Here is a 24,247-nt window from a genome sequence, read left to right on the forward strand (position 1 = left end):
GTGCTCGACTTAAATGAAGTCGCCATGTTCGTGCAGATTGCGCGCTGCGGCAGCTTCGCCGAGGCCGCGCGACGGCTGCGCATGTCTTCGGCCACGATGAGCCGACGCATCCCGCGGTTGGAGGCGTATCTGGGCACGCGGCTGATACAGTGTTGGGTCAGAGATCGGCGGAATCCAACACTTAGTGTCTTGCCGGCATTGGTGAATCCTGCGAGCGTTGCCATCGGTTCTTGTCGACCCATATCTCGTTGTTCGCCGATCAACGGACATCATGATCATTCGGCCGACATGACGCCGATCGCGCTCACAGAATTGTGGGTAATTGAAAGCCGGCAAACCCGTCTTGAATCCCCCAATTGGCTCGGCCAGCGTACCCACCAAACTCACAGATGGACACGGCGGCCGAGTTGTAGCGCAAGCACTCAGTCATAGAGCGCTCGCGCAACGGGAGGCGCGTCGGCTAACCTCGGCAACGTAGGCCATGGCCCCGTTCAGGATGCAGAACCCTCCGACCATGAACTCCTACTCCTGGGTGAAGCGCACCGCCCTAAAACGCACGAAGAACAAAGGGCCCCCCGACGATCAAGCAGTCGATGCGAGCTCTGTGCGATGGCCCTGCCGTCGATGCGCACATCGGACGGCGACTCAGATCGAATAGCCGAGCACCATCGCGATGCCGGCCTGCTTGTTCGGCCGAACAAAGCTGTCTCGTGTCAGGCGCCCCATCTTGATGGTGAGCGCATCGGTTTTGAACCACTTGTCGTAAAGCGCGTTGATCTCGCCGCTCGCGTACAGCTGCGCGAGACTCCGGTCGACGGCCGCGAGCAACGCCGTATCACCCTTGCGCACCATCACCGCGTAAGGTTCGACCGACAGCGCGAGCCTGCTCAGGCTTAGCCTATCGAGCGCCTTGTCATTTGATGCCAGGCCTTGCAATAGCGAATCATCCTGCGCAAATGCGCGCACCTTGCCTTCTTTCAGGGCCTTGTAGGCCTCTCCGTTGTTTTCGTAGGTGGAGAACCGCGCGTCGCGCAGTTCTCCATCGGCGAGTTGCTTGAAGAGCTTTTCCGAGGTCGAGCCCTTGCTCAGCGCGACCCGCAGGTTCTTCAGATCCTTCACTGTCTCCACCTGAAGGTCTTTGCTCGTCAGCACGCGCATCGAGGCGACGAAGAAGGTGTAGCTGAAGTCCACCTTCTCCTGGCGCGCCATCGTATTGGTCGTCGAACCGCACTCGAGGTCGATTTCGCCGGCGAGCAGCTTCGGGATGCGTTCCGGGCCGGCCACGAGCTTGTACTGAACCTTGATGTCGGGAAGCTTGAGCTCGCGCTTGATCTCTTCGATCGCGTTCAGGCACAGGTCAACCGAATAGCCCACTGGCTGCCTCTGCGCATTGACGAACGAAAAGGGCGGCGCGGCTTCGCGCACGCCGAGCACGATCATGCGGGTTGCGCGGATCTTGCTCATTGTGTCGCCGGCGGCCTGGGCCGGTAGCGCCGCGAGCGCGACGGCGAAGGGAATAATCGTGGCACGCAGCACGGGAAAAAGGGACATGGGATGCGACTCCAACGAGTGTTTATTGGTTTTTTCGGCTCGCCCAGCGGGCAAAGAGCTCGGCTGAGATGCGTCGGCGAGAGCCTTGGCCAGTTGAGCGGTTTGATAGGCGACTGGTGCAAGGACAGCGCCATCCTGGGTAATCACGTTGACGACGAGCTTGCCATCGCGAGCGGTGCACGCAGCAGCCGACGGCGAAGCCCGACGCTGTCCGAATCATCGCGGTCCTGTTGCGACCGAAGTAGACCTTCTCGAAGGCGGCGTCGCTGATCGCAGTAATGGAGCAGGCCATTGCCGCCACACAACCGGGGCCGATAGCGTCCCCTGTCTCGGAAGCCACATGGAAACTATCGGCTACCATCACCGCAGTTACGCCCCCCGTTCATCACGCAATTTCTGCGCTTCGCGTTGCGCCAGTGCCTTGGCCGTTTTGGAAAAACTTGATTGGGAACTCCCCGCTTGCCTCCCGACCTGTCGGCTTTGAGCTATGCCAGTAGCGCGTCGATCAGCAACACCACTTCGTCCTTGCGCGGCACATCCACGCCAGGGACCGGAAACACCCGGATTTTTCTGGATAGTGAATGCTTTCGCGACCGACGCGTCAGAGTTCGGCAGATCAATCATGACAGGCAATACCTTACGCACGCATCCAATCGCCGCCGTCTTGCCCGCACCCACGGTTCCCGTGAAAAGAATCCTGTATTCCTTCACGGCATTCCGAGGCCCAGCCGGCGACGGATGCCGTTGACGAGGCTCCGCGCATAGCCGCTGCGGATGATTGCATCGGATTCCATGGATCTCGATGGTTCCACCTGTGCCGCGGCAACTGGCGCCACATGCAGTTCCAGCGTGCCCGCTACTCGCAGCACATGCAGGAATGTGACGCATTGAGAAAGCGGAAATCCGCTGATGTCTGCCAGCTCGATGGCGTTCAATGCCCGCCGTGACAGCAGGCTTGCCATCCGCACCTTGTCGAGGTCATTGCGCAACAGCAAGGCCGAAGGCCAGCGCCGAAGCATGAAGCGAACCGAATTGGAAACTTCGATTTTCAGGGCGGCTTGATCGTCCGCGGCCATCTCCACCGATTGCGCCTCGCGCAAAGCGCGTTCGGTGCTGTTCAGCCACTGCTGCAGTTTGTCGGCACGTATCGGTCGCGCCAGCGTACTGGGTCGCTCGTCGGAATTCATGCGCGTGAGCGCGAGCACGAAGCCGGTCATGCGGGCCAACTCGGAGCGCTCGGCCTCCGTCGCAGTCCCATCGACAAGCAGCGCGTCATACGGCGGTGCATTGACCAGCGTCCACGGAAAAGCGCCGTCGTTCGCATACAGTTGGATGATGGTTCGAATCACGTCGACTTCGGCGCTCGGCAACTTGTAGACGCCGAGCCGAAAAACGGAAATGTCTGTCCTCCCGAACGCATGCAATCCGTGGGCCCGTGCGTCAGACATGTCGATGGAGCGTTGTGGAATCGGTCGAGTAGTTTTCAGCATCAGTTCACTGCGGGCACTTCGCGCCAGTTCAACAGGCGCAACGAGATGCCGCTCTTCGGGTCGGTGGGAATCTTGGTGATATCCCCCTTGGTCGTTCCGGCAATGAGCTGGATGTTCCGGCCCACACCGACAAAACGCAGATCGGTCACGGCGGCGGCGATGGCCACATAGCCGGTCAGCGACGACAGCAGCACCGATTTTCCGGTGCCGTAGTTGATGGCATAGACCCGGCTCTGCCCCGACGGGCTGCAGGCGTCGCCCGTCGTCAGCAGGCTGGAGAAGGCCACGACGCCGTTGAAGGCCACGGGGTTGGAAACCATGCGCCAGCTGACATTGGTGTCGGTGCCCAGGTCGAGGTACCAGCCGAGCGAGGTGTTCGACAATGTGGTGCCCGTCGTCACGTCGGCGACCTGCGTGAGCTTTGCGCGGGTGATCGGGGTGCGAACGGTACTGAAGGCGCCGGCCGTTCCGTCGATGATGGCGTAGAACGACTGCGCGGCCTTCGAATTCACATCCGATGAGTCCAGCAGCTTGCCGGTTCCGAGCAGCACGAAGCGCTTGCGCGTGACGGGATTGATCTCGATCAGGGGCGTGGTCGTGACGAACTGCGCGGTGCCGGATGCATCGGCCAGCGTGGCCAGTAGGGTCGGCGCCGGGTAAGTGGCGGTGCTGCCCTTGGCGGCTGTGAGATCGAAGCGCCAGAGCTGTCCGTCGAGGTCTGCCGCATAGAAGGCATCGGCCGTGTTGTCGGCAAAATCGGCGACGTAGGCGGAGGCCTGCGCGAGTCCATTGGAAGACGTCGGCGTCGCTATCTTCTCGAGCAACGCACCGGTCTTCGGATTGACGATGTACAGATAGCCCTTGCCATCGCTGTTGTTGTAGCCCGAGGTCAGCAGCACGACCCAGCCGTACTTCTTGGTCTTCACGACCGTAGGCGCGCCGTAGCTGTAGCCCATGGTGGTGTCGGTGAATTCCCATTTCACCTTGCCCGCCACCGCGGCCTCGCTGGTCATGCTGGCCGGGTCGGTCACGTCGATCGCGTAGAAGCTCTTGCCGCCCTTGCCGAGTCCACCGATCAGCAGCGTGTGCCAGTCGGCATTGCTGCCATTGCTCGTGGTGGTGAAGACACCGCCGGCGCTGTTTAGGTCGACATCGAAGGCCAGTGGTGTCGCATCCACGTAGTAGTGGTGGGCGTAGTTGGGGTTGCCGAGCTGCGCCAGCCCGTCCACCTGCGGCGTGCCATTCGGCCCCTGGAACGAGGTGCTCGGCACGTAGGCGAACTGCTCCGTTCCGGCAGCGGTGCCCGAGAGGGCACCGTTGAAGGCGTGCAGCATGCCGTCGTTCGAGCCGATGTAGACCATGGTGGAACGGTGGCCGGTCCACTTGGCCTTGAATGCGGCATAACCCGGGTTGCTGTTCTCCGAATAGCTCTGGATGGGCGGCCCGACGGGTGTCACCTTCGCGTTGACGATGTCGCCCAGCAGGAGAGTTCGAGCGCGCAGGGCCCTGGTGCTTCCGGCGACGGTCGACGCGGTTTCGTTCTTGCGGTCGCCCCGAAGGTAGTTGAGGTAGTCGGTGCTGGTATTGCCCGTTGCATAGGCAGGCGTAAGCGCGGCCAGCTGTGCCGAGGTCACGCTGGCGGCACGGAATGCGACGCCCTTACTGCCATCCCACGTGACGACGCGCCGCGCCCCGTCCCAACCACCGCTGGCAAGTTGGGTTTCGAGCGTGCTGCTGGTGGACCAGGCCGGTGCGGCCGACGGTGTGCCGTCGCTTGTGAAGCTGATGGTGCTGGCCGTCAAAACACCCGTCCATCCCTTGGAGTCGTATTGCGACGCATAGGAGGCGTTGCCGGTGGAAGACACCTGCGCGGACGAGAGGGAGAAAGACGTGGTGTATGCCTTGATGGCATTGGCAATGTCGGTGAATGCCGACTTCAGGCCGCTCACCATCTGCCCTGCATTGCCCGCCAGGAAGTAGTTGTCGGGCCGCAGGCGGGTATTGCCGTTCATGTCGATACTGTCGCCCGCCGTGTTCCACCAGTTCTGCGTCAGCGGCGACGTGGTGTTGGCCGCGTCGTAGCTTGCGGGCACGCTGAAGCCGCCGTACTTGGTCGCCAGGTAGTAGGGATTCCGGTCCTTGGCCCGCTGGAATTCCATGACATCCATCCAATAGGTGGAGATGTTCTGGACACCGGTCAGGTCCGGGCGGATGTCGTTGATGTGCGCGCCGTAAGCCAAGCCTGCGATGTAGTAGGTCGCAGTGCTGTTCCACCAAGGGGTCGATTTCAAGCCCTCGAGCGCTTGCACATTCTTCGTCCACGCATCGGCCTTGTTCAGCGTGTCCCCCGCCACCGCTGCAGGAATGGCCCGCGGCCTGCTGACTGAACTTCCTCCTACGTTGTAGTCGTAGTGGGTGTTTTCGTCGCCGATGCCCAGAATGAAATTCTTCTGGCAGGAGTAAACGATGGGGTCCTTCTCCTTCCAGTCGACCACTGCCGGAAATCCATCGAGCTTGGTGTCTCTGTCTGTCGCGTTGGCCGCGACCGAATTGGTCCACTCCGCCACATTGCCGAGGTTTTCGAAGTACCGCAGCGCCGCGTAGTAGAGCTCGCTGACGTTGTCGTTCGTCATGTAGCTCTTCGCGACCTGGCCGAACTTGTTGAGGTAGTTCATCACCCCGCTCTGCGACACGCCGCTGGCCGTCGCAGAAGCGGTGTCAGGATTGGTGGTCATGATGCCGGTCGTGGCGTCCCACTCGCCGCGGGTGTTGGTAACCACTGCGGTGGACAACGGCTGCGGGTAGGTTGGCCCGATGAAGCCCATTGGCGCCCGCAGCACACCGCCTTGCTGCGTATCACCCCCGGCATTCAGGAACGAGAAAGTGCCGTAGCGGATCTTGCTGGCGTTCTGCTGCAGCAGCCCTTCCGGCTTGTAGTTGCTTCCGTACTTGATGCAGTTGGCCTCGACGCCGCCGGCCGTGGCCGCGGTGTCGCAGACCTTGACCCTGATGTAAACCCGGTAGAGAGAGTCTGCCCTCTTCGATCTATTCGCAGAGTCGAGATTGCTCAGGTCGTCTCCCGTCTCGGTGAGGTCCCCAGTCCCTGTGAGGTCTCCCGTTCCGGTGAACACCATGGTGTTGCCGCGCGACCAGATGCTCGAGTTGAAGTTGCTCCACTTGCTGAATGGCGTGACAGCGGAGATCAGGGCGCTGGGCAGGCTGTGGCCCGTGGGCTGGTCGGATCCCCGCAGGGGAAAGTTTGTCAGGTTGCCTTGATTGGAGCCCCATGCCTTCTCCAGGATGGTCTCGCTCGTCGTATCGACGCTGCGGTAGCCCCCTGAGAGCGCCCATCGGAACGGGTCGATGGTCTGCATCGTGACCCAGTTCATGAAGTTCCCGCTCCATTGGCCCGAACAACGGTGCTTGCTGGAGCCAGTGGCCGCACCCGCCGGCTGGAAGTAGCTGTTGGATGCGGCACCCTTCTTCACGACCGGTTCGACGTACGTGTACGTGTAGCACTTGCGGGGATCGAAGTAGCCCAGGTACTCGGTGGCATCTGCGTAGTCGTTGAGGTTCGCCACGCTGATCGCAGTGGGGAATTCCACCGACAGTGCCAGCAGCAGGTTGCCCGGGACGTCGGCCGTTGCGAAGACAGGCTGATCGGACAGCTTCGCGGTGGCCGCCAGCACAGCCGTGCTCGACAAGCCCAGCAATGCGACTGCGATCAGACCAGCTCTGGAGGCCACTGTCGATGAACGACGAAAAACGCTTGTCATGGAGATGCTGTGCCTTCTCAATCCGGTTTGGTGAATGTCGACTGCATGAACACCTGCGTGTCGCGGGGACCGCTGACGCGCAGGCTCAGGCGATAGATCGTTGCGGTGGGTGGTGCCGGCGGCGGCGTGGGCGTGACGGTGCCTCCGGCCGGGGCCGCGGAAGATTGCACGCAGCCGGTGCTGGTGGCCGGGCCGGTACTGCCGCAGAGGCGATCGATCACATAGCGGATGCTCACCTGCGCGGCGGCGTCGGCGATGTCGTTGGACGCCTTGCCGACGGCGGCGAATGTCTTGTCGTCCAGCAGCGCATTCGGCACGCCCTGCGTGTTGGTATCGAGCTTGGTCGCCTTGAAGTTCTCCCCGGGCAGATCGTCCGTCGCATTCGCGAGCGTTCCGGTACCGGCGAACTTGGCCAGCACGAGGGACACGGCGCGCTCGCCCTGGTTCACGAGGTCGCGCCGGAAGGCCAGGTTGCCGGCGGATGTCAGGGACGTGTTCATGGAGCGCACCACCGCCACGCCGCCAGCCAGCAGGATCACGAGAACGATAAGGCAGAACAGCAGGACGAAGCCGCGCTGGCGCGCGGCCCGCAAGGACATGGAAATCTTCATAGCAGCAGCATGTTGCGCAGCGGGATGGTGAATTCGACGACCCGGTAGCGGTAGTGCCGATCGTCGTCGGTGCTCAATGTCACGAGGTGTTCGAGCGACTTCTTCGACGCGTCCTGGAAGTCGCCGAACAGCGTGAGATTGGGCGGCGAAACGACGTCTTTTTCCTTGTTCACGCCGCGCATGACCAGCGCGACGCGAACGGCGACGATCTGTCGCATCGTGGCCGGCGCCTTCATGACGGTGGCGATGTCGAAGCCCGTGGCGCCCGGATCCGCCCAACTGTCGAGGATGCCGTCGCCGTCGCTGTCCAGGCCATAGATGGCATGCAGTTCGGCCACTTCGTCGGCAAGCGCTTGCGTGACATTGCCGGCGCCCTGCAGCAGGTCATAGCCGACCAGCGTGTGGTTGTCGCCCACGCCGAAAAGCTGGAACTGGACATTGCTGTTCACAGGATTGCCCAGCGGTGTGACGTAGGTCGAGGTGCTTGCAGCCAGTGTCTCCAGCGAGGTGGACTTGCCGGCTGTGTAGTACTTGCCGCCCAGGGTCAACACCTTGGCCGTGGTGCCGGTGACCTGTTCGAGCAAGCAGTCCGTCGTGTTCAGCTGACTGACCAGCACGAGGTCGCCTGCGGACACACCGACCGTGTTGTCCATTGCGAGCGTCGTGGCGCTGCCAGGGTCCGTCAGGCCACGGGGTATGCCACCCGCCACGGCATCGCCGCCCATGACGACCAGCACGTCGGAGCCGGTGTCGGACTGGCTCTTGCCGATAAGCACGGGCGCCACGCGCAGGTCGGACGTGGCGCCGGGCAGAAAGGCCTTCTTGAAGGGCGTGGGAAACTCGGCAGCGGCCGGCAGCAGGGAGGCCGCGTTGAGCCTGCAGCCGAACACGCCCCGGTCGGGCGGCTGGCTGGACTGGGCCAGGCTAGAGCCGGCGCTGCGTAGCGCGCGGTCGAGCACATAGGCCGCATACGCGCCGGCCTGCTCCATGTCGTTGGTCGAGGTGGTGACGCGCTTGTGCGTCTCGCCCACCACCACGATGCTGGTCACGGCCAGCGTCACGACCAGTCCGATGACCATGGCCACGAGCAGCTCGATCAGTGTGAGGCCTCGTTGCTTCATGGGAGGGTCACCCGCGTGGTGAGCGTGCTGCTCTGTTCGGTCTTCGCGCTTGCCCGGTCGGGTGCCTTCCAGGTGATCTGGATGTCGGCGCTGTTGGTGGTGCCGGTCACTGCGGCGACGGTCACGGCGCCGTTCGGCAGGCCTGCGTTGGCGGTGTCACTTACGCGTTTCTGCCAGACCGAGCTGGCGCTGGTGTCCACGACAACCGACTTGCCGAGCCACATCGCGCTGGCGATATCGTTGGCCAGCAACGCGGCGCGGTTGCGGTCCTGCGCGTCCGTCGACAGGCTGATGGCGCGCGCCTGCAGGCCGATCAGGCCGAGGATGCCCAGCGAGAACAAGAGAATGGACACCAGCGCTTCGAGCAGTGCGATGCCCGACTGCCTCGCACTGGAGGCTTTGCGGAAGCTTTTCTTCATGGGCAACCATCAGGAGAATCTGCCAGCTTGCGGGCTGGGTCGCACATGCGGACCTGCCCTCCGAAACCGACCAACACACGCAGTGGCCGGTCGGCACCGTTCACGGTGATGTCGTAGGTGAAGACCGATGAGCTCGTGCTTGTACTGGTGTTGGTGTCACAGTTGGCGCCGGCCACGCCGGTATCGGTGTTCGCCACAAGGCGCCCCATGGCGTTGAAGCAGATGGCCGCTTGCCCTTTGATCTGAACGCCGGATGCGACGTCCAGCAGCACACCGGCCTGTACGAACACACTGCTCGCATCCAGGCTTGACTTGGAAACGCTGATCGACCAATTGCTGCCGTTGTCCACTGCGGTCATGTTCTTCTTGGGCGCCGCACTGTTGGTGAGCGAGAAGACCATGGGCCGGCTGCGGCGCAATGCTTCGGCTTGTGCGAAGCGCAGTCCGTTCTGCAGCGAGTCGCTGACGGTGCGGACCTTGTTGTTGGCGATCCATGTGGTGAACGACGGCATGGCCAGCATCGTCAGAACGCACATCAGCGCGATCGTCACCATCATCTCGATCAACGTGAAGCCCGACAGGCGAACCATGCGACCGGTCACGTCGGGCACGACTGACCCCGCCTGGTCACCCAGGTCTTGTCGCAGCCGGTCCAGCCTGACACGCTCGTGATCGTGGTGCTTTGAACGCCCAGTTGGTCCACCATGAAAGTGAATCCCTTGGTGGGTCCGCTGCCGATGGCCTGCAGTGTGTATGTCGTTGAGGTGGCTGCGGTGACGCAAGACAACTGAAAAGTGCCGACGACGTTGGTTCTGCTGGCCGTGGCAATGCAGGGCGGAACGAAGCCGTTCGCTTTGTCATAGGTCCGGTTGTCCTGGTAGTAGCGCTCCATGTCCGCGCGCATGGCAGCTAGGCCATTGGTGCCGTCAACCAGTTGGCCGCGCAGAACATAGTCGCGATAACTCGGGAGCGCGACGGCCGCAAGAATGGCCACGATGGCCACGGTGATCATGACTTCGATCAGCGTGAAGCCGAGATCCTTCGGGCTGCGATGTCGATCACACACTGTTGCTGTTTCGCCGCTCTCAACTCTCAAGAGTCGTATTCGCATCTGCCACTCGTCCTCGCCACAAAAAATCGGATCCCCAAACGGCGCAGGCACGCGCTTCATCGGGAAACTTTGCGTGACAATTATTTGCAAAATCACACACTTTCTACTAGCCATGAAAAATGGAATGCAGGCACTCATTTTTTAGAGCAATGGCAGTGGCGCTGAGCACCCAGGAAGTTTTCCCATTGAATGCAGACATCTACTCCTGCATGCCTAGATTTTCCGTAACCATGTCGACAAACGCCGTCACCGCTATGAGATGACGACGCTGAGATGCTGCTCAGGCAACTACTCATGAGAAGTGCCAGCCCTCTTTCGCGGCATTGCTCGGCACAAGATCGTTCGGATGGTGGAAGAGTTCGCGGCAGATAGCCGCATGGTGACGCGACGCGTGAGGAGGATGATTCGGGGTTTCATCCTGGCAAAGCCCGCAAAGCCCGCAAAGCCCGCAAAGTCACGCGGGAGCGCAACCGCAAGCCACTCGTGGATGCCGGCATCGACCTTGACCGCTAACGGTGCGATAGGGAAGCCGACGGACGCCAGTCGATCGGTCAACCACAAAATACGCAAGATCAATGGCTGCTGTTGAAGTGCCTGCAGCATAGGTATTGGGCATGGCGCTGCGGCGGGCAGTACCTGTAACGTAAGCATGAGGGCTACCGCGAATCGTTCATCGGTAGCGGCGGATTGCATCGCCCCTGCCGCTGGGCTCAAACATATACCCCACGCCCCAAACCGTCTGGATGTACGAAAACGGCTCGTCTTCCAAGAGCTTTCGAATGCGCGAGACCTGCACATCCAAACCTCGTTCGAAAGCGCCGTGCTCGCGGCCACGCGCCACCTGCGCAAGTTTTTCCCGTGACAGCGGCTGTCCTGCATGGCGGACCAGCACTTTGAGTATCGCAAACTGAACCGTCGTGATGTTCAGAATCCGACTGTCTTTCTGGAGCGTGCGTATGCCCATGTTGAATTCGAATGCTCCGAATCGGACGACCTCGTTTCTGATCGAAGGCCCACCCGGCTCCTCCTTTGGAGGGCTCCTCCGCAGGATGGCCTGGATACGAGCGCGCAGTTCCCGCAGATTGAATGGTTTGCAGACATAGTCGTCCGCACCCATCGTCAAGCCGGCGATTCGATCGGCATCATGCGCCTTCGCGCTGACGATGATGATCGGTGTTCGTACACCCGCCGCACGCAATCGCCTGCAGATCGAGAGGCTGTCCTCGCTTGGCAACTGCAGACCAAGCACGATGAGGGCAATGGCGCGGCGACACAAGATTGACGAAAGTGATGCGCCATCCTCGGCTTCGAATACTTCAAAGCCTTCCTGCGAAAGATAACTACCGAGCAATTCCCTCATGTGCAGATCGTTGTCGACGATCGCGATCGCATCGCCACTATAGGCTGTGGTCATAGAAACAAACCTTCGCGCATGAGAGGCGTTGGCAAGGCCTCGTCAGTATTACTCGATGCGGCTGCCTGCGCGTCCTCGCTCTTCGAACTCGTCATGCTCTTACACAGAGACCAAGGGCAATCCGGCGCCGGTTCGCATCGACTCGTCTTGAGCCTGAGCAGGAAGATGGGGAATCGGAACTGGCTTACCTGCCCGGATCCCGGTGCGGGGGGCCCAATCCTGCAGGCAGAGTTTTGCCACCGCCATGTCGGCGAACGCCGACACCGCTTGCGGGAGCTGTCGTTGGCTCGTGTAGAGAACACTCAGACCGTGGCCGGTCCGTTTGTACTGCGGCAGAACAGGGACGAGCTTGCCCGATTCCACGTCGGCAACGGTCAAGACCGAGGGCAGTGCAGCGATTCCGAGTCCGGCGCAGGCAGCCAGTCGCTGCGCATCCAGGGAATCGCTGATGAAACGCCCGCTCACTTTGACATCAACCTCTGTGTCATCGGGGCCCTGCAGGCGCCAGGTGGAGCAATTGCCGGAGTCCGGCGGCGAAATCACGCACTCGTGCTTCGTCAGTTCCTGCAGGGTCGTGGGGGCCCCGTGCGCCGCGAGATAGGCCGGGCTGGCAAGCAACTCTCCATAGCTGGTGAAGATCTTCCGTACAACGTAGCTTGAGTCCGACAAAGGACCACCGCGGAAAGCGATGTCGATGCGCTCGGCGATCAGGTCGGCCAGGAGGTCGCTGAGCACGAACTCGAGCCTCACCAGTGGATGCTCGTCGAGGAATGCATTGGCCCATTCCATCTGGAAGAGCTTGAAAAAATTAACTGGCGCTGCCACCCGCACCAAGCCCTTCAGTTCTCGGTTGTCCATCCTCTGCCGCCGACCGGCCCTCATCAGCTCCTGGACTGCCGGGCCACACTGCTCATGAAAATCCTGGCCCGCTTCCGTCAACGTCAAGTTTCGGGTGGAGCGGTGCATCAGCCGGACACCGAGGTGTATTTCGAGTTGTTGGATGCGCCGGCTGACGGTCGCTGATGGCACGCGAAGGCGTCGGGCTGCCTCGGCGAAACTGCCACAGCACACAACCTCCACGAACATCGCGACATCATTGAGATCGAGCGCAGGGTCTTTCATCGGGGAATAGAGCGCTGTCCATGCCGAGTAGCATGCGACAAAGCGTGAAGGGACTGAGGTTGTTCGTGATGCTCAAACATTCAAGTTCGACCCAAGGGAAGCGGTTGAACCGGGAGGCTCAATCCAGGCGCAGTCCCAGGCGCACCACCAGTGCGCGGTAGCGAGAGATTTCCGAATCCATCACTTCGGCCAGCGCGGCGGGCCCGAGCAGGACGGGCTCCATGGACTGCTGCAAGAGCTGGTGGCGCACCTCGGGCTCGGCCATCACCGACCCGAGCGCCTTGAGCAGCGCCTCCTTGACCGTCGGCGGCAGGCCCGCGGGTGCCGCCACCGCGTACCAGGCGTCCAGCAACGCTGGCTGCAATTGCAGTTCGCCATAGGCAGGCACCTGCGGCATGAGGGTCGACCGCTTTTCACTTACGACTGCCAGCGCGCGCAGCTTGCCTGACTGCAGATGCGGGTTCATCGCGGCCATGGTGTCGATGCCCAAGCTCACGTCGCCCCGGATCACGCCGATGACCGCTTCGGAGCTGCCCTTGTAGGGTACGGCTGCGAGCGGCACGCCGGCTGCGCCGGCCAGCAGTTCGCCGGCCAAGTGCGGCGCTGAGCCCGGGCCGAAGGTGGCGTAGCTCACGCCGCCGGAAGTCGCTCGGGCTCTGGCCAGCAGGTCCTTCAAGCTCTTGAACGGTCCCTGGCCGGCGGTCACCAGCACCAGCGGCGCCCGGGCCACCATGGCCACGGGAGACAGCTGCTTGAATGGGTCGTAGCCGACCTTGCTGCGCACCACCGGGTTGACCGTGTAGCTGCTGGAGCCGGAGAACAGCAGCGTGTGGCCATCGGGGGCGGACGCGATGACAGACACGATGCCAATGGCGCCGGACGCGCCCGCCCGGTTTTCGACGACCACGGGCTGGCCCAACTGCGCGCTCAGACGCACTGCGATGATGCGCGCCGCGAGGTCCGTGCCTCCGCCCGGCGGAAACGGCACGATCAGCTTGATGGGCTTGACAGGCCAGGCCTGCGCTTGGGTTAGCGAGGGCAGCACGTTCGCGGCCAGTAGCGCGCCGAGCGCGCGAAAGGTGGAACGGCGGGAGCAGGATGGCATGGGCATCTCCGAAGGTGTGTGAATTGCAAGTAAGCCTCCAGCGCGGGATTGGGCGCGCCGCTGGCGCTCTCCGTGCGCAGGGCCAGGCGCCGCCGCAGCACGTCGAAGCAGTGGCCTTCGTCGAATCAGGCGGTGGCGGTGGCAAGGCAGGCGGAACGGGGCATATCGTGGGTGGCGGCAGTGCGGTTCGGGCCAATGTAGGGTGCCGCGAGCATTACTACAATTAGAGATAAAGCAACGAGCTATTGCCTAATAGGCAACGGCATGGCAAATGATGCCACCCGCCTTCTTCAGCGGGTGACATCATCGGAACGAACTTCGTGGTGCTGGCGCCGGCTGGGCGACATGTGTTCAACGGCTCGAGCGGCAATCTCGGCTCGGGGCCGCAGGTAGTCGGCGCGCCTTACGATCCTTTAACCGATTTAATCCAGTGAGCTTTCTCGGGCACATCCGTTTCGTCTTCGCGGTGTGCCCGTCGGTGCCTAGAAACACGCAGGCCGAGTTCATCGACTGCGCGAAGAAGAATCCCCCGAAAGATCAACCACGGCACCGTCGGCGACGGTACCGGCGGCCACATCACGGGTGAGTACCTACCGTCAGGCGAATTCCACGTGCGGTCGCACGAATGATCGACTCTGCGTGCAGGATCATGCTCTGCCAGAGCAGGGTGTTGCTGCACGGGCTTGATGCTTCCGCTGTCGCGCAAGAGCGTGGAGCCCATGGCCGTGCGGGTGGATCCGACGCACGCCAGCGCGCGGCACCAATCACTACACCACTTCGTGGCCAAAGGCCGAATAGTCTGACGCCCAGATGCTGCGTCGCGTGTATCAGTGGGTGATGCCCAGGATGGACTTCAGCCAGGGCGGCTGGTGGATCAGCGACGACACCGGGTTTCCGAAGAAGGGCCGCCATTCGGTCGGTGTTACGCGCCAGTACTGCGGGATGCTGGGCAAGCAGGATACCGGCCGCAGACCAATGGCAAGGCCGAGCGCTTCATTCAGTCGGCGCTGCGAGAGTGGGCCTACGGCGGACGTACCAGAAGTCAGCCGAGCGAACCGATGCCCTCGCCAGTTGGCGACACCACTACAACTGGCACCGACCACACAGCGGCATTGGGCGTATCGGTCCGATGCACAGGCTCGAATCTGCAAACAACCTCTTGACGGTTCACATCTAGGCCCATCAGAGCGATTGGATTGCCTTCCCCGGGTTCGACAGATCGACTGCCACTGGCGGTGGTGGCTCTCGGGGCGGTGGCAATCAACAGGTCGTCATCGCGGCGCTCGGATGGCGGTCGCCTCGACTTCTTCTTGCTCCACCCAGTGCGTCCCTGCGCCATGGGCCCTGTTGCCGGCTTCCACGGCGGCCTGGAACGCGGCGCGCACCGAAGGCGTGTCCGGCTCCCACAGCCAGTGGTCTTCGACGGGGTGCCCGAACAGGCCCACGCACGGCTGGTGCCAGCGCAGGCGGATCCATGGGCGTGAAGCTGCAGGAGTGCACATGCCGGCGAGTCTGCGTGGCGATGTGGGCTATATCTTGAGGGACCTGCCTTGCGCCTTACTCCACCACCGGCACCTCGCGCCAGTTGAGCAACCGAAGGCTCAGGCTCGACGAGAGCGACACCTTCAGGTTCTCGACCGTGCCGGTGCTGGAGCCCACCGACAGCGTGGTGCCGCCATTGGTGCTGCTGGTGAATCGCAGGTCCGTCACCGCGTACGACTCGGAGATGTAGGCGGCGTTGTTTTCCAATGCCGACTGTCCGGTGCCGAAGTTGATGGCGTAGACCCGGCTGGTGCCGGAAGGGCTGCAGGCATCGGCCGTGGTAAGTGTCGAGGCGAAGGCCACCACGCCGCTGGTGGTGGTCGCGCTGGTGATCATGCGCCAGGCGATGCCGCTGCTGCTGTCGGTGCCGAGGTCGACGTACCAGCCCATCGACGTGCTGCCGAAGCTGGCGGCGCTGGTCAGGTCGGTCAGCGCGGTGAGGTTGCTGCGCGCAAGCGGAAAGCTCACGCCCGTGGGCAGCGACGAGGCGGTGTTGAAGGCCGAAGACGTGCCGTCGATCAGCGCGTAGAAGTCTTGCGCCGCGGTGGAGCTGACATCGCTGGAGGACAGCAGCTGGCCGGTGCCCAGCAGCACGTAGCGCTTCTTCGTGCTCGGCTGCACCTCGATCAGCGGCTGCGTGGTGACCGGCTGTGCATTGCCGCTGGCGTCGGTCAGGTTGGCCAGCAGCAAGGGTGCGCTGTATGTCGAGGTTCCGGTGACGTCGAAGCGCCAGACCTGCCCGTTGAGGTCGCCGGCGTAGATGGCGTCGGCCGTGCCGTCGGTGAAGTCGCGCACGTAGGCCGAGGCATGCGTGAGCCCCGGTGCAGTGCTGCCGGTCTTGATCTTCTCAAGCAGCGCGCCGGTCTTCGGGTTGACGAGGTAGATGTAGCCGTAGCCGTCAGTGTTGTTGTAGCCCGAGGTGAGCACGACCACCCAGCCGTACTTGGCGGTCTTGACCACCGTCGGCTCGCCGTAGCTGTAGCCCATGGTCGAGTCGGTGAACTCCCACAGCACCTTGCCCGCAACCACCGATTCGGAGGTCATGCCTGCAGGGTTGGTGACGTCGATCGCGTAGTAGCTCTTGCCGCCCTTGCCGAGTCCGCCGATCAGCACCGTGCGCCAGTCCGAGGTGGAGGAGGAAGTCGTGGTGAGTGAGCCACCCGCATAGTTGAAATCGATGTCGAAGGCCAGCGGCGTCGCATCGACGAAGTAGCGGTGGCTGTAGCTGGGGTTGCCCAGGGCAGTGAGGCCGTCGGATGCGGATGTGTTGGGCGTGCCGCTCGGCCCCTGGAAGAGCGCGCTCGGCACGTAGGCAAATATTTCGGTGCCCGCGTCGGTGCCCGACAGCGTGCCGTTGAACGCATGCAGCATGCCGTCGTTGGCGCCCACGTAGACCACCGTGGGCCGGCTGGCCCATGTGGTCTTGAAGGCTGCGTAGCCGGGGTTGATCGAGTCCGAATACGTGAGGCTGGGGGCGGCCACCGGCGTGACCTTGGAGCCGACGATGTCGCCCAGCAGCACCGAGCGCGCGCGGTAGGCCTGGCTGCTGCCGCTGGTGGTCGAGCCCGATTCCTGCGTCTGGTCGCCGCGCAGGTAGTTCAGGTAGTCCGACCCGTCGCTGCCGCGGTAGGAGGTGACCAGCGCGGCCTTCTGGCTGGTCGTGAGGCTTGCATAGCGGAAGGGCTGGCCGCTGCTGCCATCCCACGTGGCGATGCGGCGCGCTGTGCTCCAGCCGGTGCTGGCGAGTTGCGTGGCGAGCTTGGCGGTGGAGGTCCACATCACGGTCGAGGTGGTGGTGAGGTCGCTGCCGATGGTCACGCTGCTGGCGGTCAGCACGCCGCTCCACGTCTTGGAGGCGTACTGCGCGGCATAGGCGGCGCTGCCCGAATCGCTCACCTGCGCGGACGACAGCGCGAGCGATGTGGTGTAGGCGCTGACGGCCGTGGCGATGGCCGAGAAGGCCTTGGTGAGGCCCGAGACCATCTGGCTGGCGCTGCCCGCCAGGAAGTAGTTGTCGGGCCGGTACTCGGTGGCAGTCCCCATCGTGATGGTCTCGCTGCTGCTGTTCCACCAGCTCTGCGTGAGCGCCGTCGTGGTTTGGGTCGGGTCGTAGCTCGATGGCACGGTGAAGCCGCCGTACTTGGCTGCGAGCCAGTAGGGGTTCTTGTCGGCCGCCGTCTGGTATTCCATCACGTCCATCCAGTAGGTCGAGATGGTCTGCGTGCCAGTCAGGTCGGAGCGGATGTCGGTGGTGTGCGCGCCATAGGCCAGCCCGGCCATGTAGTAGGTGGCGTAGGAGCTGTTCCACCACGCATCGACCTTGGAGCTCAGGCCTTCGAGCGTGAGCAGGTTGTTGGTGTAGGTGCGCGCCAGGTTGAGCGTGTCGCTGCTGACGGCCGACGGCTTGGTGCGCGTGCTGGTCAGGGTGCCGCCGCCCACGTTGTAGTCATAGTGGGTGTTGGTGTCACCGATGCCAAGGATGAAGTTCTTCTGGCACGCGTACAGGATCGGATCCGTCCACGTGGTGACGGCCGGAAAGCCATCGAGCAGCGTGCTGCGCGTGGTGGACGACGAGGTGGTGGCCGGCGTGATGTAGCTGGTCCACGTCGACACGTTGCCGAGGTTCTCGAAGTAGCGCACTGCCGCGTAGTAGAGCTCGCTGACGTTGTCGTACGTCATGTACGACGAGGCGGTGGTGCCGAACTTATTCAGATAGTTCATCACGCCGCTGTTGCTGATCGTGACGCCGCTTGTGGAGGTGGTGGCGGTGGCGGTGGCCGAGTCGGGGTTCGTCACCATGATGCCGGTGGCCGAGCTCCATTCGGCCTTGCTGTTGGTGGTGACGGTGGTCGACAGTGGCGTGGGATAGGTCGGCCCGATGAAGCCCATCGGCGCGCGCAGCACCGCGCCCTGGTTGGTGGCGCCGCTGCCGTTCAGGTAGGAGAAGGCACCGTAGCGGATCTTGTTGGCGTAGCTCTGCATCAGCCCTTCGGGCTTGTACTGGCCGTTCGGGTACAGCACGCAGTTGGACTCCACGCCGCCCGCGGAGCTGCTCGAATCGCACACCAGAACGCGGATGTACACGCGGTAGGTGCTGGCCGCATTGTTCGATGACGAGGCGCTCACCCAGTCGGTGCCCGAAACGCTGGTGTTGCTGTAGCTGCTGCCGGTGCCCGAGAACACCATGGTATTGCCGCGCTTCCAGATACTGGTGTTGAACGAGGTCCAGCTCAGGGGCGTTACCGACGAGATCAGCGAAGACGCCACGTTGTGGCCGGTCGAGGTTGCCTGACTGGTGCCGCGCAACGGGAAGTTGGTCTGCGAGCCCTGGCTCGATCCCCAGGCTTTCTCGAGGATGGTCTGGGTCGTCGTGTCCACGCTGCGGTAGCCGCCGGTGAGCGCCCATCGGAACGGGTCGATGGTCTGCATCGTCGCCCAGTTCATGAAGTTGCCGCTCCACTTGCCGGAGCAGGTGTGGTAGTTGGTGCCGGTCGCCAGGCCCGCCGGCTGGAAATAGCTGCTCGCCGGCGTGGTGGCGTTCAGCGTGTACGTGTAGCACTTGAGCGGATCGAAGTACCCCAGGTAGGTCGAGCTGTCAGCGTAGTTGCCGAGGTTGGCTACGCTGATGGCGGTCGGGTACTCGACCGACAGCGTGAGCGCCAGGTTGCCCGGAACGTCCGCGCTCGCGAAGACCGGCTGGTCGGCCAGTGTCGCGGCGGGCGAGGATGGCGCGCCCAGCAGCAAGGCGGCGGTGGTCAGTGCAAGGGCAACAGCGCGAAGGCGATTTGTCGGATTCATCGGTTTCATCGGAGTTACTCGGGCCGGGTGAACGAAGTCTGGAGAAACACCTGCGTCGAGCGCGTGCCGGTGACGCGCACGCTCAGCCGGTAGACGGGCGAGATGCTCGACGCCGGCCGCTGGCTCGCCGGCAGCTGGCTGCTGCCGCCGGTGACGTCGCTGCTCGAAGGCGAATAGACGCAGGTGCTGGTCGTCGCCGTGCCGGCGGCGCGGCACAGGCGGTCGATGACGTAGCGGATCGTGATGTCCGAGGTCGCACCCGTCAGGTCCGACGCCGTCGGGCTGAAGGTGGTGCCGGTGAAGTCGGTGCCGCTGGGCGAACTGCTGCTCGACAGCAGCACCAGCGGAATGCCCTGGTCGTTGGCTGTCAGCTCGACCGCGCTGTAGTTGGCCGAGGAAATGCTGGCCGCCGAGAGCGTGGCCGTCTTCAGCACGCCGCTCTTGAAAGCGGTCAGCACGTTGGAGGCCGCCTGCTCGCCCTGGCTTGAGAGGTCGCGCCGGAACGCGAGGTTGCCGGCGCTCGCCAGCGAGGTCTGCGTGGAGCGCATCACGGCCACGCCGCCGATGAGCAGGATGACCAGCACGATCAGGCAGAACAGCAGCACCACGCCGCGCTGGCGCCGGGCGCGCGAAGCGCGAAAAAAGAAAGCAGGTGTCATGACGTGGGCAGGAGCAGCACGTTGCGAAGAGGGATCGTCGATTCGACGACGCGATGGCGGAAGTGCTGCTCGCTGGTGCTGAAGCTGATCGTCTGCTGCAGCGAGGTGGCGAGGTCGCTGAACAGCGTGAGCGAGGCGGGCGAGGGCAGCTCGCCGTTGTCGTTCGCCCGCTCGGGGTTCGCGCTGCGCAGCACCAGGGCGATGCGGATGGCCACCACTTGCCGCGCGGTAGCAGGCGTGGTCATCATGGTGGCGATGTCGTAGCCGGTGGCACCGGGGTCTACCCAGGTATCGAGCACGCCATCGGAGTTGGTGTCGAGCCCGTACAGCGCATGCATCTCGGCCACGCCGTCGGCAATGGCCTGCGACGCATCGGTGCCGTTGCTCATCAGGAGGTCGTAGCTGTAGAGCGTGTTGTTGCTGCCCACGCCGAACATCTGGAACTGCGTGTTGCCCGCGTTGACGTTGCCCAGCGGCGTGAAGTAGCCGCTGCCGCTGGCCGCCAGCGTGGCCAGGCTGGTCGACGAGCCCGACGCTGTGTAGTAGGTGCTGCCCAGCGGCAGTGCGTCGTTGCCGCTGATGTCGGCAAAGGCGGTGCTGGCGTGCACCTGCTCCAGCAGGCAGTCGGTGGTGCCGCTGGCGCTCACCAGACCGAGGTCGCCTTCAGCCAGGCCCACGGTGCTGTTCAGGCGCAGGATGTTGCTCGACGTGCCGCTTGAAAGAATGAGCCGGGGCACGTCGCCCGACGCAGCGGTGCCGCCCATTACCACCAGCACGTCGGAGCCTGCGTCGGACTGGCTCTTGCCGATCAGCACAGGCGCCACGCGCAGGTTGGCGCTGCCGCTGGCACCACCCAGAAAGGCGGTGGCGAAGGGCGCGGGAAAGGCCGTGCTGCGCGGCAGGTTGGGCGTGCTCGGCAGCGTCGCGTTCAGCAGGCAGCCGAAGGCGCCCGCGAGGCTCCACGACTGCGTGAAGCCCGAGCCGGCGGCGCGCACAGCGCGGTCCAGCACATAGGCGGCATAGGCGCCGGTCTGCCCCATGTCGTTGGTGGCGGTGGTGGTGCGCTTGCTCGATTCGCCGAAGATCAGCAGGCTGGTCACCGCCAGCGTCACCACCAGGCCGATGATGATCGCCACCATCAGCTCGATCAGCGTGACGCCGCGTTGCTGCACGCGTCTCATGCGTCTCATGTGCTTCATGGCAGCACCACCCGCGTGACGAGCTGGCTGGCGGCGTTGGTCGCGGTGGACTCGCGCGTCACGGCGCGCCAGGCGATCACTATGTCCGCGGCATTGGCTGTGCCCGAGCTGTTGGTTGCGCCCGAGACGGCCGTCACCGTCAGCGTGGCGTTGGGCAGGCCGCCGTTGCTCAGGTCGCTCACGCGCGTTTGCCATGAGGTGGTGTCGATCGAGATAGAGCTCTTCAGCCACATCGTGCTGGCGATCTCGTTGGCGAGGAGCGCGGCGCGGTTGCGGTCTTCGGCGTCGACGGAAATGGTGAGCGAGCGCGCCAGCATGCCCGCCATGCCGAGCAGGCCGAAGGAGAAGATCAGCAGCGACACGAGCACCTCGATCATCGCGAAGCCCGATGACGGCATGCGGCGTTGGGTTGGAGTTTTCATGTTCAGCTCGGGCAGCCGTCGGGCGCGCTGGACGACAACGTCTTGGCCGGGTCGCACATGTGCACCTGCCCGCCAAGGCTCACGACCACGCGCAGCGGGCGGTCGGCCGATGTCATCGTGATGTTGTAGGTGGGCGTCGAGGTCAGGCTGCAGGTCGCGCCCGTAACGCCCGTGCTGCTATTGGCCACCAGCCGCCCCAGCGGGTTGAAGCAGACCGCGGCGGGACCGCTGATGCTCACGTTGGCGCCGGCAACAGTCAGCACGCCGGCCTCGACGAAGGTAGCGACGCCGGACGTGTCGAGCGTCGACGAGGCCACGAAGTTGATCGACCAGTTGCTGCCGTTGGCCACGGCGGTCAGGCTGGTCTTCGGTGCGGTGTCGTTGGTCAGAGAGAACACAGCCGTGCGGCTGCGTCGAAGCGCCTCGGCCTGAGCCTGGCGCAAGCCGTTCTGCAGCGCGTCGCTCACTGTACGCACCCGGGTGTTGGCAATCCATGCGAAGAGCGAGGGCATTGCCAGCGCCATGAGAACGGCCATCACCACCAGCGTCACCGAGAGCTCTATCAGCGTGAAGCCGCCGGATGGCGCGGTGCGTTTCATCAGCATCCTCCTCGCTTCGACACCCAGTCGGTGCTGCAGGTCGTCCATCCCGTGGGCACGCCCACCGTCGCGCGGTTGTTGGCTTGGTCGACGGTGAACACGAAGCCCGCCGTGGCATCGCTGCCCGTGGCCACCAGCGTGTAGGTGGTGGCGGTCACCGCACCGTATGTGCCGTCGCACGACAGCGTGAAGGTGCCGACCATGCGCAGCGTGGAGGACACCAGGCAGGGCGAGGTGTAGCTGCCCGTGGACAGGTAGGTGCGGTTGTCCTGGAAGTAGCGCTCCATGTTCGCGCGCATCGTCGACAGGCCGCTGGTGGCGTCGACGATGCGCCCGCGCAGCACGTAGTCGCGGTACGAGGGGTAGGCGATGCTCGCGAGGATGCCGATGATCGCCACGGTCACCATCAGTTCGATCAGTGTGAAGCCGAGCGCTCGCGCGCGGAGTTCGTGAGGCTTCTTCTGCAGCCGCGTCATGGTGTTCTTCTCCTCGTGTGCCGGAAACAAACGGAAACTTCCTGGGAACCGAGTCGAACATTCAACTTTGGAGAAATCTGGCTGATGCGTTGGGGTTTGTGTGTGCCTGGACACACCGAATCCGAGGTTTCTCCGACTTTGTTGCCCAGCATCACTGCTGCATCGGATCGACCGATGTTCAGGAGAAGTGATCGATGAAAAAGAAGATGTTGCTGTCCCTTGGGATGGCGTGTCTGGTGGGATGTTCGGCCGCGGCTTTCGCTGCTTCGACGACCACGGATAGCAGCAGTGCAAGCAGCAGCGGCACGAGCGGCAACTCGGCCGTTGATGCTGCGTTGAAGACCTGCGCGGCCAGCGTGACCAAGGATTCGAACGGCGGCCCAGACGAGACCGCGATGACTGCTTGCATGACCAAGGCGGGCTTTACCAAGCCTTCGCAAGACGGCGGCAGGCCGCCACCACCCCCCGGCAGTGCACCCCGGAAATGACGGTACGGCAGCGGCTGCCTCGCAGCAGCCGACGCCGGAAGGCGACTGAGAGCAATACATTGCCGCATGTGCACGACGGCCTCGCACCCGAGGGCGGCCCGGAGCTGAGGTCGGACGCCATCAGCCTCGAGGCCGTCATCGCGATGACCGGTATCAGCAAGCGCACGCTGTGGCGGCGCGTTTCCGACGGCACCATCGCCAAGCACAAGGAAGACGCACGGGGCCGGGCGATGCTCGCCTTCGCGCAGATCGCCGGCCTGATCGAGCTCGTGCTGTCCGACGAAGACCTGCACATGATCGTGAAGGCCGACAGTGGCGACGCGAACGCGCAGGCCGATGTCGGCGGGATGTTCTTCGTTGCGGGCTGCTTCGATGCGGCCGTCTACTGGTTCGACTTGGCGGCTGCGCAAGGCAATGCCGATGCCATGCAGTGGCTAGGCAACTGCCACGCATCCGGGCTGGGTGTGCCGAAGGACGACAGCCTTGCGATCATGTGGATCGCCAAGGTGGCTTCGTTGGGGCATCCGGTGGCGTGCCAGCAGATCCAGGGCATGAGGGCGGGATGCGGCGAGCCGTAGGCATGCGATTGCCTGCGTGGATTGCCTGTTCTGCGCTCGTGCTCACGGCACTCGCAGGTTGCGGAGGCTCACGTACGCCTGGCGACGAGCGTCCGTGGCCTGAGTGGCGTCCGGTACGGCGTTGGGGCACATCTCAGGCCCACTCTGCGTCTCTGCGTCATCCACCGTGGGTCGATCGTCACCGCCTGGTCCTTCGCGCGGCATTTGGCCCCGTGCTTCCTGTGTGGCAATCGCGCGAAGCAGTTGCCTTGTAACTCGTTGACTGCATTGCATACGTCACCTCGCCGAGAGCGTTATCACGTAACTCGGAAAGTTCATAACTAGAGTCGGACTTCTTCGTTGTATTGAAATCCTCTTCTGCAATCGCAAGGAAGCGGCATGCGGTCATGGCGATCTCCTTCGAAAAAGGGGTTAGGATACTCAGACCAGAGCACATCGTGCGCGCCAACACGCAGGGAGTCCATTCCATTAACTGGAAGAGCCATCTACTTGGCCGCGAGGTTGCAGCACCATGAAGTGCCAACACGATTTACCGCCAGGCCCTGAACGCGAGGAACTGGAGCGACAACTCGAATCGCTGCAGCGTGACATCCGGCAACTGCAACTCGAGCGCGACCTCTTGAAGAAGGCCAATAAAATATTAAAAACGGCCTAGGGAACATCTGATCAAGTCCACGGATGGCCGCTCTGAACGTTGATTACGCATGCTGAATGAAGGAGCGCCAACGATGAGCCAGATCAGTTTTTCGGATGCCGAGCATGCAGG

At 63.3% G+C, this 24,247-nt stretch carries 20 protein-coding genes and 4 pseudogenes; 5 read left to right on the forward strand and 19 right to left on the reverse strand.

Translation table 11 applies throughout. The annotated features are described in order from the left end of the window. Positions 1–150: pseudogene (locus tag ACSFCA_RS34885) on the forward strand (helix-turn-helix domain-containing protein); the annotation flags it as partial. 495 nt (positions 151–645) lie between these two features. Here ACSFCA_RS34885 and ACSFCA_RS34890 read toward each other — a convergent pair. From ACSFCA_RS34890 to ACSFCA_RS34940, 11 genes are all read right to left on the reverse strand, one after another. Then, a complete protein-coding gene (locus tag ACSFCA_RS34890; protein WP_435462761.1) occupies positions 646–1,551 on the reverse strand; it encodes an amino acid ABC transporter substrate-binding protein in 906 nt (301 codons plus the stop codon). A 707-nt stretch (positions 1,552–2,258) separates the two neighbouring features. Beyond that, complete coding sequence (locus ACSFCA_RS34895) at positions 2,259–3,041, reverse strand: hypothetical protein (RefSeq protein ID WP_435477478.1); 783 nt, start codon at positions 3,039–3,041, stop codon at positions 2,259–2,261. Further along, positions 3,041–6,817, reverse strand: a complete 3,777-nt coding sequence (locus ACSFCA_RS34900) for a pilus assembly protein (protein ID WP_435462763.1) — start codon at positions 6,815–6,817, stop codon at positions 3,041–3,043. The genes ACSFCA_RS34895 and ACSFCA_RS34900 overlap by 1 nt, the downstream gene beginning before the upstream one ends. Before the next feature lie 17 nt (positions 6,818–6,834). Beyond that, a complete protein-coding gene (locus tag ACSFCA_RS34905) occupies positions 6,835–7,416 on the reverse strand; it encodes a pilus assembly PilX family protein (RefSeq protein WP_435462764.1) in 582 nt (193 codons plus the stop codon). A gap of 8 nt (positions 7,417–7,424) precedes the next feature. Then, a complete protein-coding gene (locus ACSFCA_RS34910; protein WP_435462765.1) occupies positions 7,425–8,549 on the reverse strand; it encodes a PilW family protein in 1,125 nt (374 codons plus the stop codon). Then, the gene (locus tag ACSFCA_RS34915) at positions 8,546–8,968 is read right to left on the reverse strand and encodes a type IV pilus modification PilV family protein (protein ID WP_435462766.1); all 423 of its coding nucleotides are present in this window, start codon (positions 8,966–8,968) and stop codon (positions 8,546–8,548) included. Before ACSFCA_RS34915 ends, ACSFCA_RS34910 begins: the two co-directional genes overlap by 4 nt. Then, positions 8,965–9,579 carry a pilus assembly FimT family protein gene (locus ACSFCA_RS34920; protein WP_435462767.1) on the reverse strand — a complete coding sequence of 205 codons (615 nt, stop codon included), beginning with the start codon at positions 9,577–9,579 and terminating at the stop codon, positions 8,965–8,967. Before ACSFCA_RS34920 ends, ACSFCA_RS34915 begins: the two co-directional genes overlap by 4 nt. Further along, positions 9,567–10,139: a type IV pilin protein gene (locus ACSFCA_RS34925; protein ID WP_435462768.1), complete on the reverse strand. Its 573-nt coding sequence runs from the start codon at positions 10,137–10,139 to the stop codon at positions 9,567–9,569. Before ACSFCA_RS34925 ends, ACSFCA_RS34920 begins: the two co-directional genes overlap by 13 nt. A gap of 610 nt (positions 10,140–10,749) precedes the next feature. Continuing rightward, on the reverse strand, positions 10,750–11,493 hold the full coding sequence (locus ACSFCA_RS34930; protein ID WP_435462769.1) for a response regulator: 744 nt from the start codon (positions 11,491–11,493) through the stop codon (positions 10,750–10,752). Positions 11,494–11,592: 99 nt separating this feature from the next. Further along, the gene (locus ACSFCA_RS34935) at positions 11,593–12,615 is read right to left on the reverse strand and encodes a LysR family transcriptional regulator (protein ID WP_435462770.1); all 1,023 of its coding nucleotides are present in this window, start codon (positions 12,613–12,615) and stop codon (positions 11,593–11,595) included. Between the two features lie 118 nt (positions 12,616–12,733). Then, entirely contained in the window at positions 12,734–13,720 is a 987-nt protein-coding gene (locus ACSFCA_RS34940; protein WP_435462771.1) for a Bug family tripartite tricarboxylate transporter substrate binding protein, read from the reverse strand. A gap of 635 nt (positions 13,721–14,355) precedes the next feature. On the opposite strand from ACSFCA_RS34940, the pseudogene ACSFCA_RS34945 reads away from it, so the two are divergent. Next, positions 14,356–14,680 (forward strand): annotated as a pseudogene (locus ACSFCA_RS34945) (transposase); the annotation flags it as partial. Beyond that, positions 14,677–14,897, forward strand: a pseudogene (locus tag ACSFCA_RS34950) (integrase core domain-containing protein); the annotation flags it as partial. The pseudogenes ACSFCA_RS34945 and ACSFCA_RS34950, both read left to right, overlap by 4 nt. 94 nt (positions 14,898–14,991) lie before the next feature. Here the strand turns inward: ACSFCA_RS34950 and ACSFCA_RS34955 are convergent. From ACSFCA_RS34955 to ACSFCA_RS34990, 8 genes are all read right to left on the reverse strand, one after another. Further along, positions 14,992–15,222 carry a hypothetical protein gene (locus ACSFCA_RS34955; RefSeq protein WP_435462772.1) on the reverse strand — a complete coding sequence of 77 codons (231 nt, stop codon included), beginning with the start codon at positions 15,220–15,222 and terminating at the stop codon, positions 14,992–14,994. A 55-nt stretch (positions 15,223–15,277) separates the two neighbouring features. Continuing rightward, on the reverse strand, positions 15,278–19,060 hold the full coding sequence (locus ACSFCA_RS34960; RefSeq protein ID WP_435462773.1) for a pilus assembly protein: 3,783 nt from the start codon (positions 19,058–19,060) through the stop codon (positions 15,278–15,280). Between the two features lie 14 nt (positions 19,061–19,074). Continuing rightward, positions 19,075–19,719 (reverse strand): pilus assembly PilX family protein, encoded by a 645-nt coding sequence (locus ACSFCA_RS34965; RefSeq protein ID WP_435462774.1) that lies wholly within the window; start codon positions 19,717–19,719, stop codon positions 19,075–19,077. Next, complete coding sequence (locus ACSFCA_RS34970; RefSeq protein ID WP_435462775.1) at positions 19,716–20,909, reverse strand: PilW family protein; 1,194 nt, start codon at positions 20,907–20,909, stop codon at positions 19,716–19,718. Before ACSFCA_RS34970 ends, ACSFCA_RS34965 begins: the two co-directional genes overlap by 4 nt. A 5-nt stretch (positions 20,910–20,914) precedes the next feature. Next, on the reverse strand, positions 20,915–21,340 hold the full coding sequence (locus tag ACSFCA_RS34975) for a type IV pilus modification PilV family protein (RefSeq protein ID WP_435462776.1): 426 nt from the start codon (positions 21,338–21,340) through the stop codon (positions 20,915–20,917). 2 nt (positions 21,341–21,342) lie between these two features. Further along, positions 21,343–21,939 carry a pilus assembly FimT family protein gene (locus tag ACSFCA_RS34980; RefSeq protein WP_435462777.1) on the reverse strand — a complete coding sequence of 199 codons (597 nt, stop codon included), beginning with the start codon at positions 21,937–21,939 and terminating at the stop codon, positions 21,343–21,345. Next, on the reverse strand, positions 21,939–22,415 hold the full coding sequence (locus ACSFCA_RS34985) for a type IV pilin protein (RefSeq protein WP_435462778.1): 477 nt from the start codon (positions 22,413–22,415) through the stop codon (positions 21,939–21,941). The genes ACSFCA_RS34980 and ACSFCA_RS34985 overlap by 1 nt, the downstream gene beginning before the upstream one ends. A 178-nt stretch (positions 22,416–22,593) precedes the next feature. Then, positions 22,594–22,824, reverse strand: coding sequence for a hypothetical protein (locus ACSFCA_RS34990; RefSeq protein WP_435462779.1), 231 nt, complete (start codon positions 22,822–22,824; stop codon positions 22,594–22,596). Between the two features lie 147 nt (positions 22,825–22,971). Here ACSFCA_RS34990 and ACSFCA_RS34995 point away from each other — a divergent pair, with 147 nt between their 5' ends. Beyond that, positions 22,972–23,481, forward strand: a complete 510-nt coding sequence (locus tag ACSFCA_RS34995; protein WP_435462780.1) for a hypothetical protein — start codon at positions 22,972–22,974, stop codon at positions 23,479–23,481. 470 nt (positions 23,482–23,951) lie between these two features. Beyond that, positions 23,952–24,127 (forward strand): annotated as a pseudogene (locus ACSFCA_RS35000) (IS3 family transposase); the annotation flags it as partial. Between the last annotated feature and the right edge of the window lie 120 nt (positions 24,128–24,247).

Origin of the sequence: Variovorax multivorans (assembly GCF_051216835.1) — a bacterium.
Classification (GTDB): domain Bacteria; phylum Pseudomonadota; class Gammaproteobacteria; order Burkholderiales; family Burkholderiaceae_C; genus Variovorax.

Coding starts and splice junctions, on each gene's coding strand:
- ACSFCA_RS34930 (WP_435462769.1), bottom strand. CDS start 11,493: ATGACCACAGCCTATAGTGGCGATGCGATCGCGATCGTCGACAACGAT.
- ACSFCA_RS34965 (WP_435462774.1), bottom strand. CDS start 19,719: ATGACACCTGCTTTCTTTTTTCGCGCTTCGCGCGCCCGGCGCCAGCGC.
- ACSFCA_RS34900 (WP_435462763.1), bottom strand. CDS start 6,817: ATGACAAGCGTTTTTCGTCGTTCATCGACAGTGGCCTCCAGAGCTGGT.
- ACSFCA_RS34915 (WP_435462766.1), bottom strand. CDS start 8,968: ATGAAGAAAAGCTTCCGCAAAGCCTCCAGTGCGAGGCAGTCGGGCATC.
- ACSFCA_RS34955 (WP_435462772.1), bottom strand. CDS start 15,222: ATGTGCACTCCTGCAGCTTCACGCCCATGGATCCGCCTGCGCTGGCAC.
- ACSFCA_RS34975 (WP_435462776.1), bottom strand. CDS start 21,340: ATGAAAACTCCAACCCAACGCCGCATGCCGTCATCGGGCTTCGCGATG.
- ACSFCA_RS34910 (WP_435462765.1), bottom strand. CDS start 8,549: ATGAAGCAACGAGGCCTCACACTGATCGAGCTGCTCGTGGCCATGGTC.
- ACSFCA_RS34935 (WP_435462770.1), bottom strand. CDS start 12,615: ATGAAAGACCCTGCGCTCGATCTCAATGATGTCGCGATGTTCGTGGAG.
- ACSFCA_RS34985 (WP_435462778.1), bottom strand. CDS start 22,415: ATGACGCGGCTGCAGAAGAAGCCTCACGAACTCCGCGCGCGAGCGCTC.
- ACSFCA_RS34990 (WP_435462779.1), bottom strand. CDS start 22,824: ATGCAAGCAGTCATCGCGGTCTCGTCTGGGCCGCCGTTCGAATCCTTG.
- ACSFCA_RS34925 (WP_435462768.1), bottom strand. CDS start 10,139: ATGAAGCGCGTGCCTGCGCCGTTTGGGGATCCGATTTTTTGTGGCGAG.
- ACSFCA_RS34960 (WP_435462773.1), bottom strand. CDS start 19,060: ATGAATCCGACAAATCGCCTTCGCGCTGTTGCCCTTGCACTGACCACC.
- ACSFCA_RS34970 (WP_435462775.1), bottom strand. CDS start 20,909: ATGAGACGCATGAGACGCGTGCAGCAACGCGGCGTCACGCTGATCGAG.
- ACSFCA_RS34940 (WP_435462771.1), bottom strand. CDS start 13,720: ATGCCATCCTGCTCCCGCCGTTCCACCTTTCGCGCGCTCGGCGCGCTA.
- ACSFCA_RS34980 (WP_435462777.1), bottom strand. CDS start 21,939: ATGAAACGCACCGCGCCATCCGGCGGCTTCACGCTGATAGAGCTCTCG.
- ACSFCA_RS34895 (WP_435477478.1), bottom strand. CDS start 3,041: ATGCTGAAAACTACTCGACCGATTCCACAACGCTCCATCGACATGTCT.
- ACSFCA_RS34890 (WP_435462761.1), bottom strand. CDS start 1,551: ATGTCCCTTTTTCCCGTGCTGCGTGCCACGATTATTCCCTTCGCCGTC.
- ACSFCA_RS34905 (WP_435462764.1), bottom strand. CDS start 7,416: ATGTCCTTGCGGGCCGCGCGCCAGCGCGGCTTCGTCCTGCTGTTCTGC.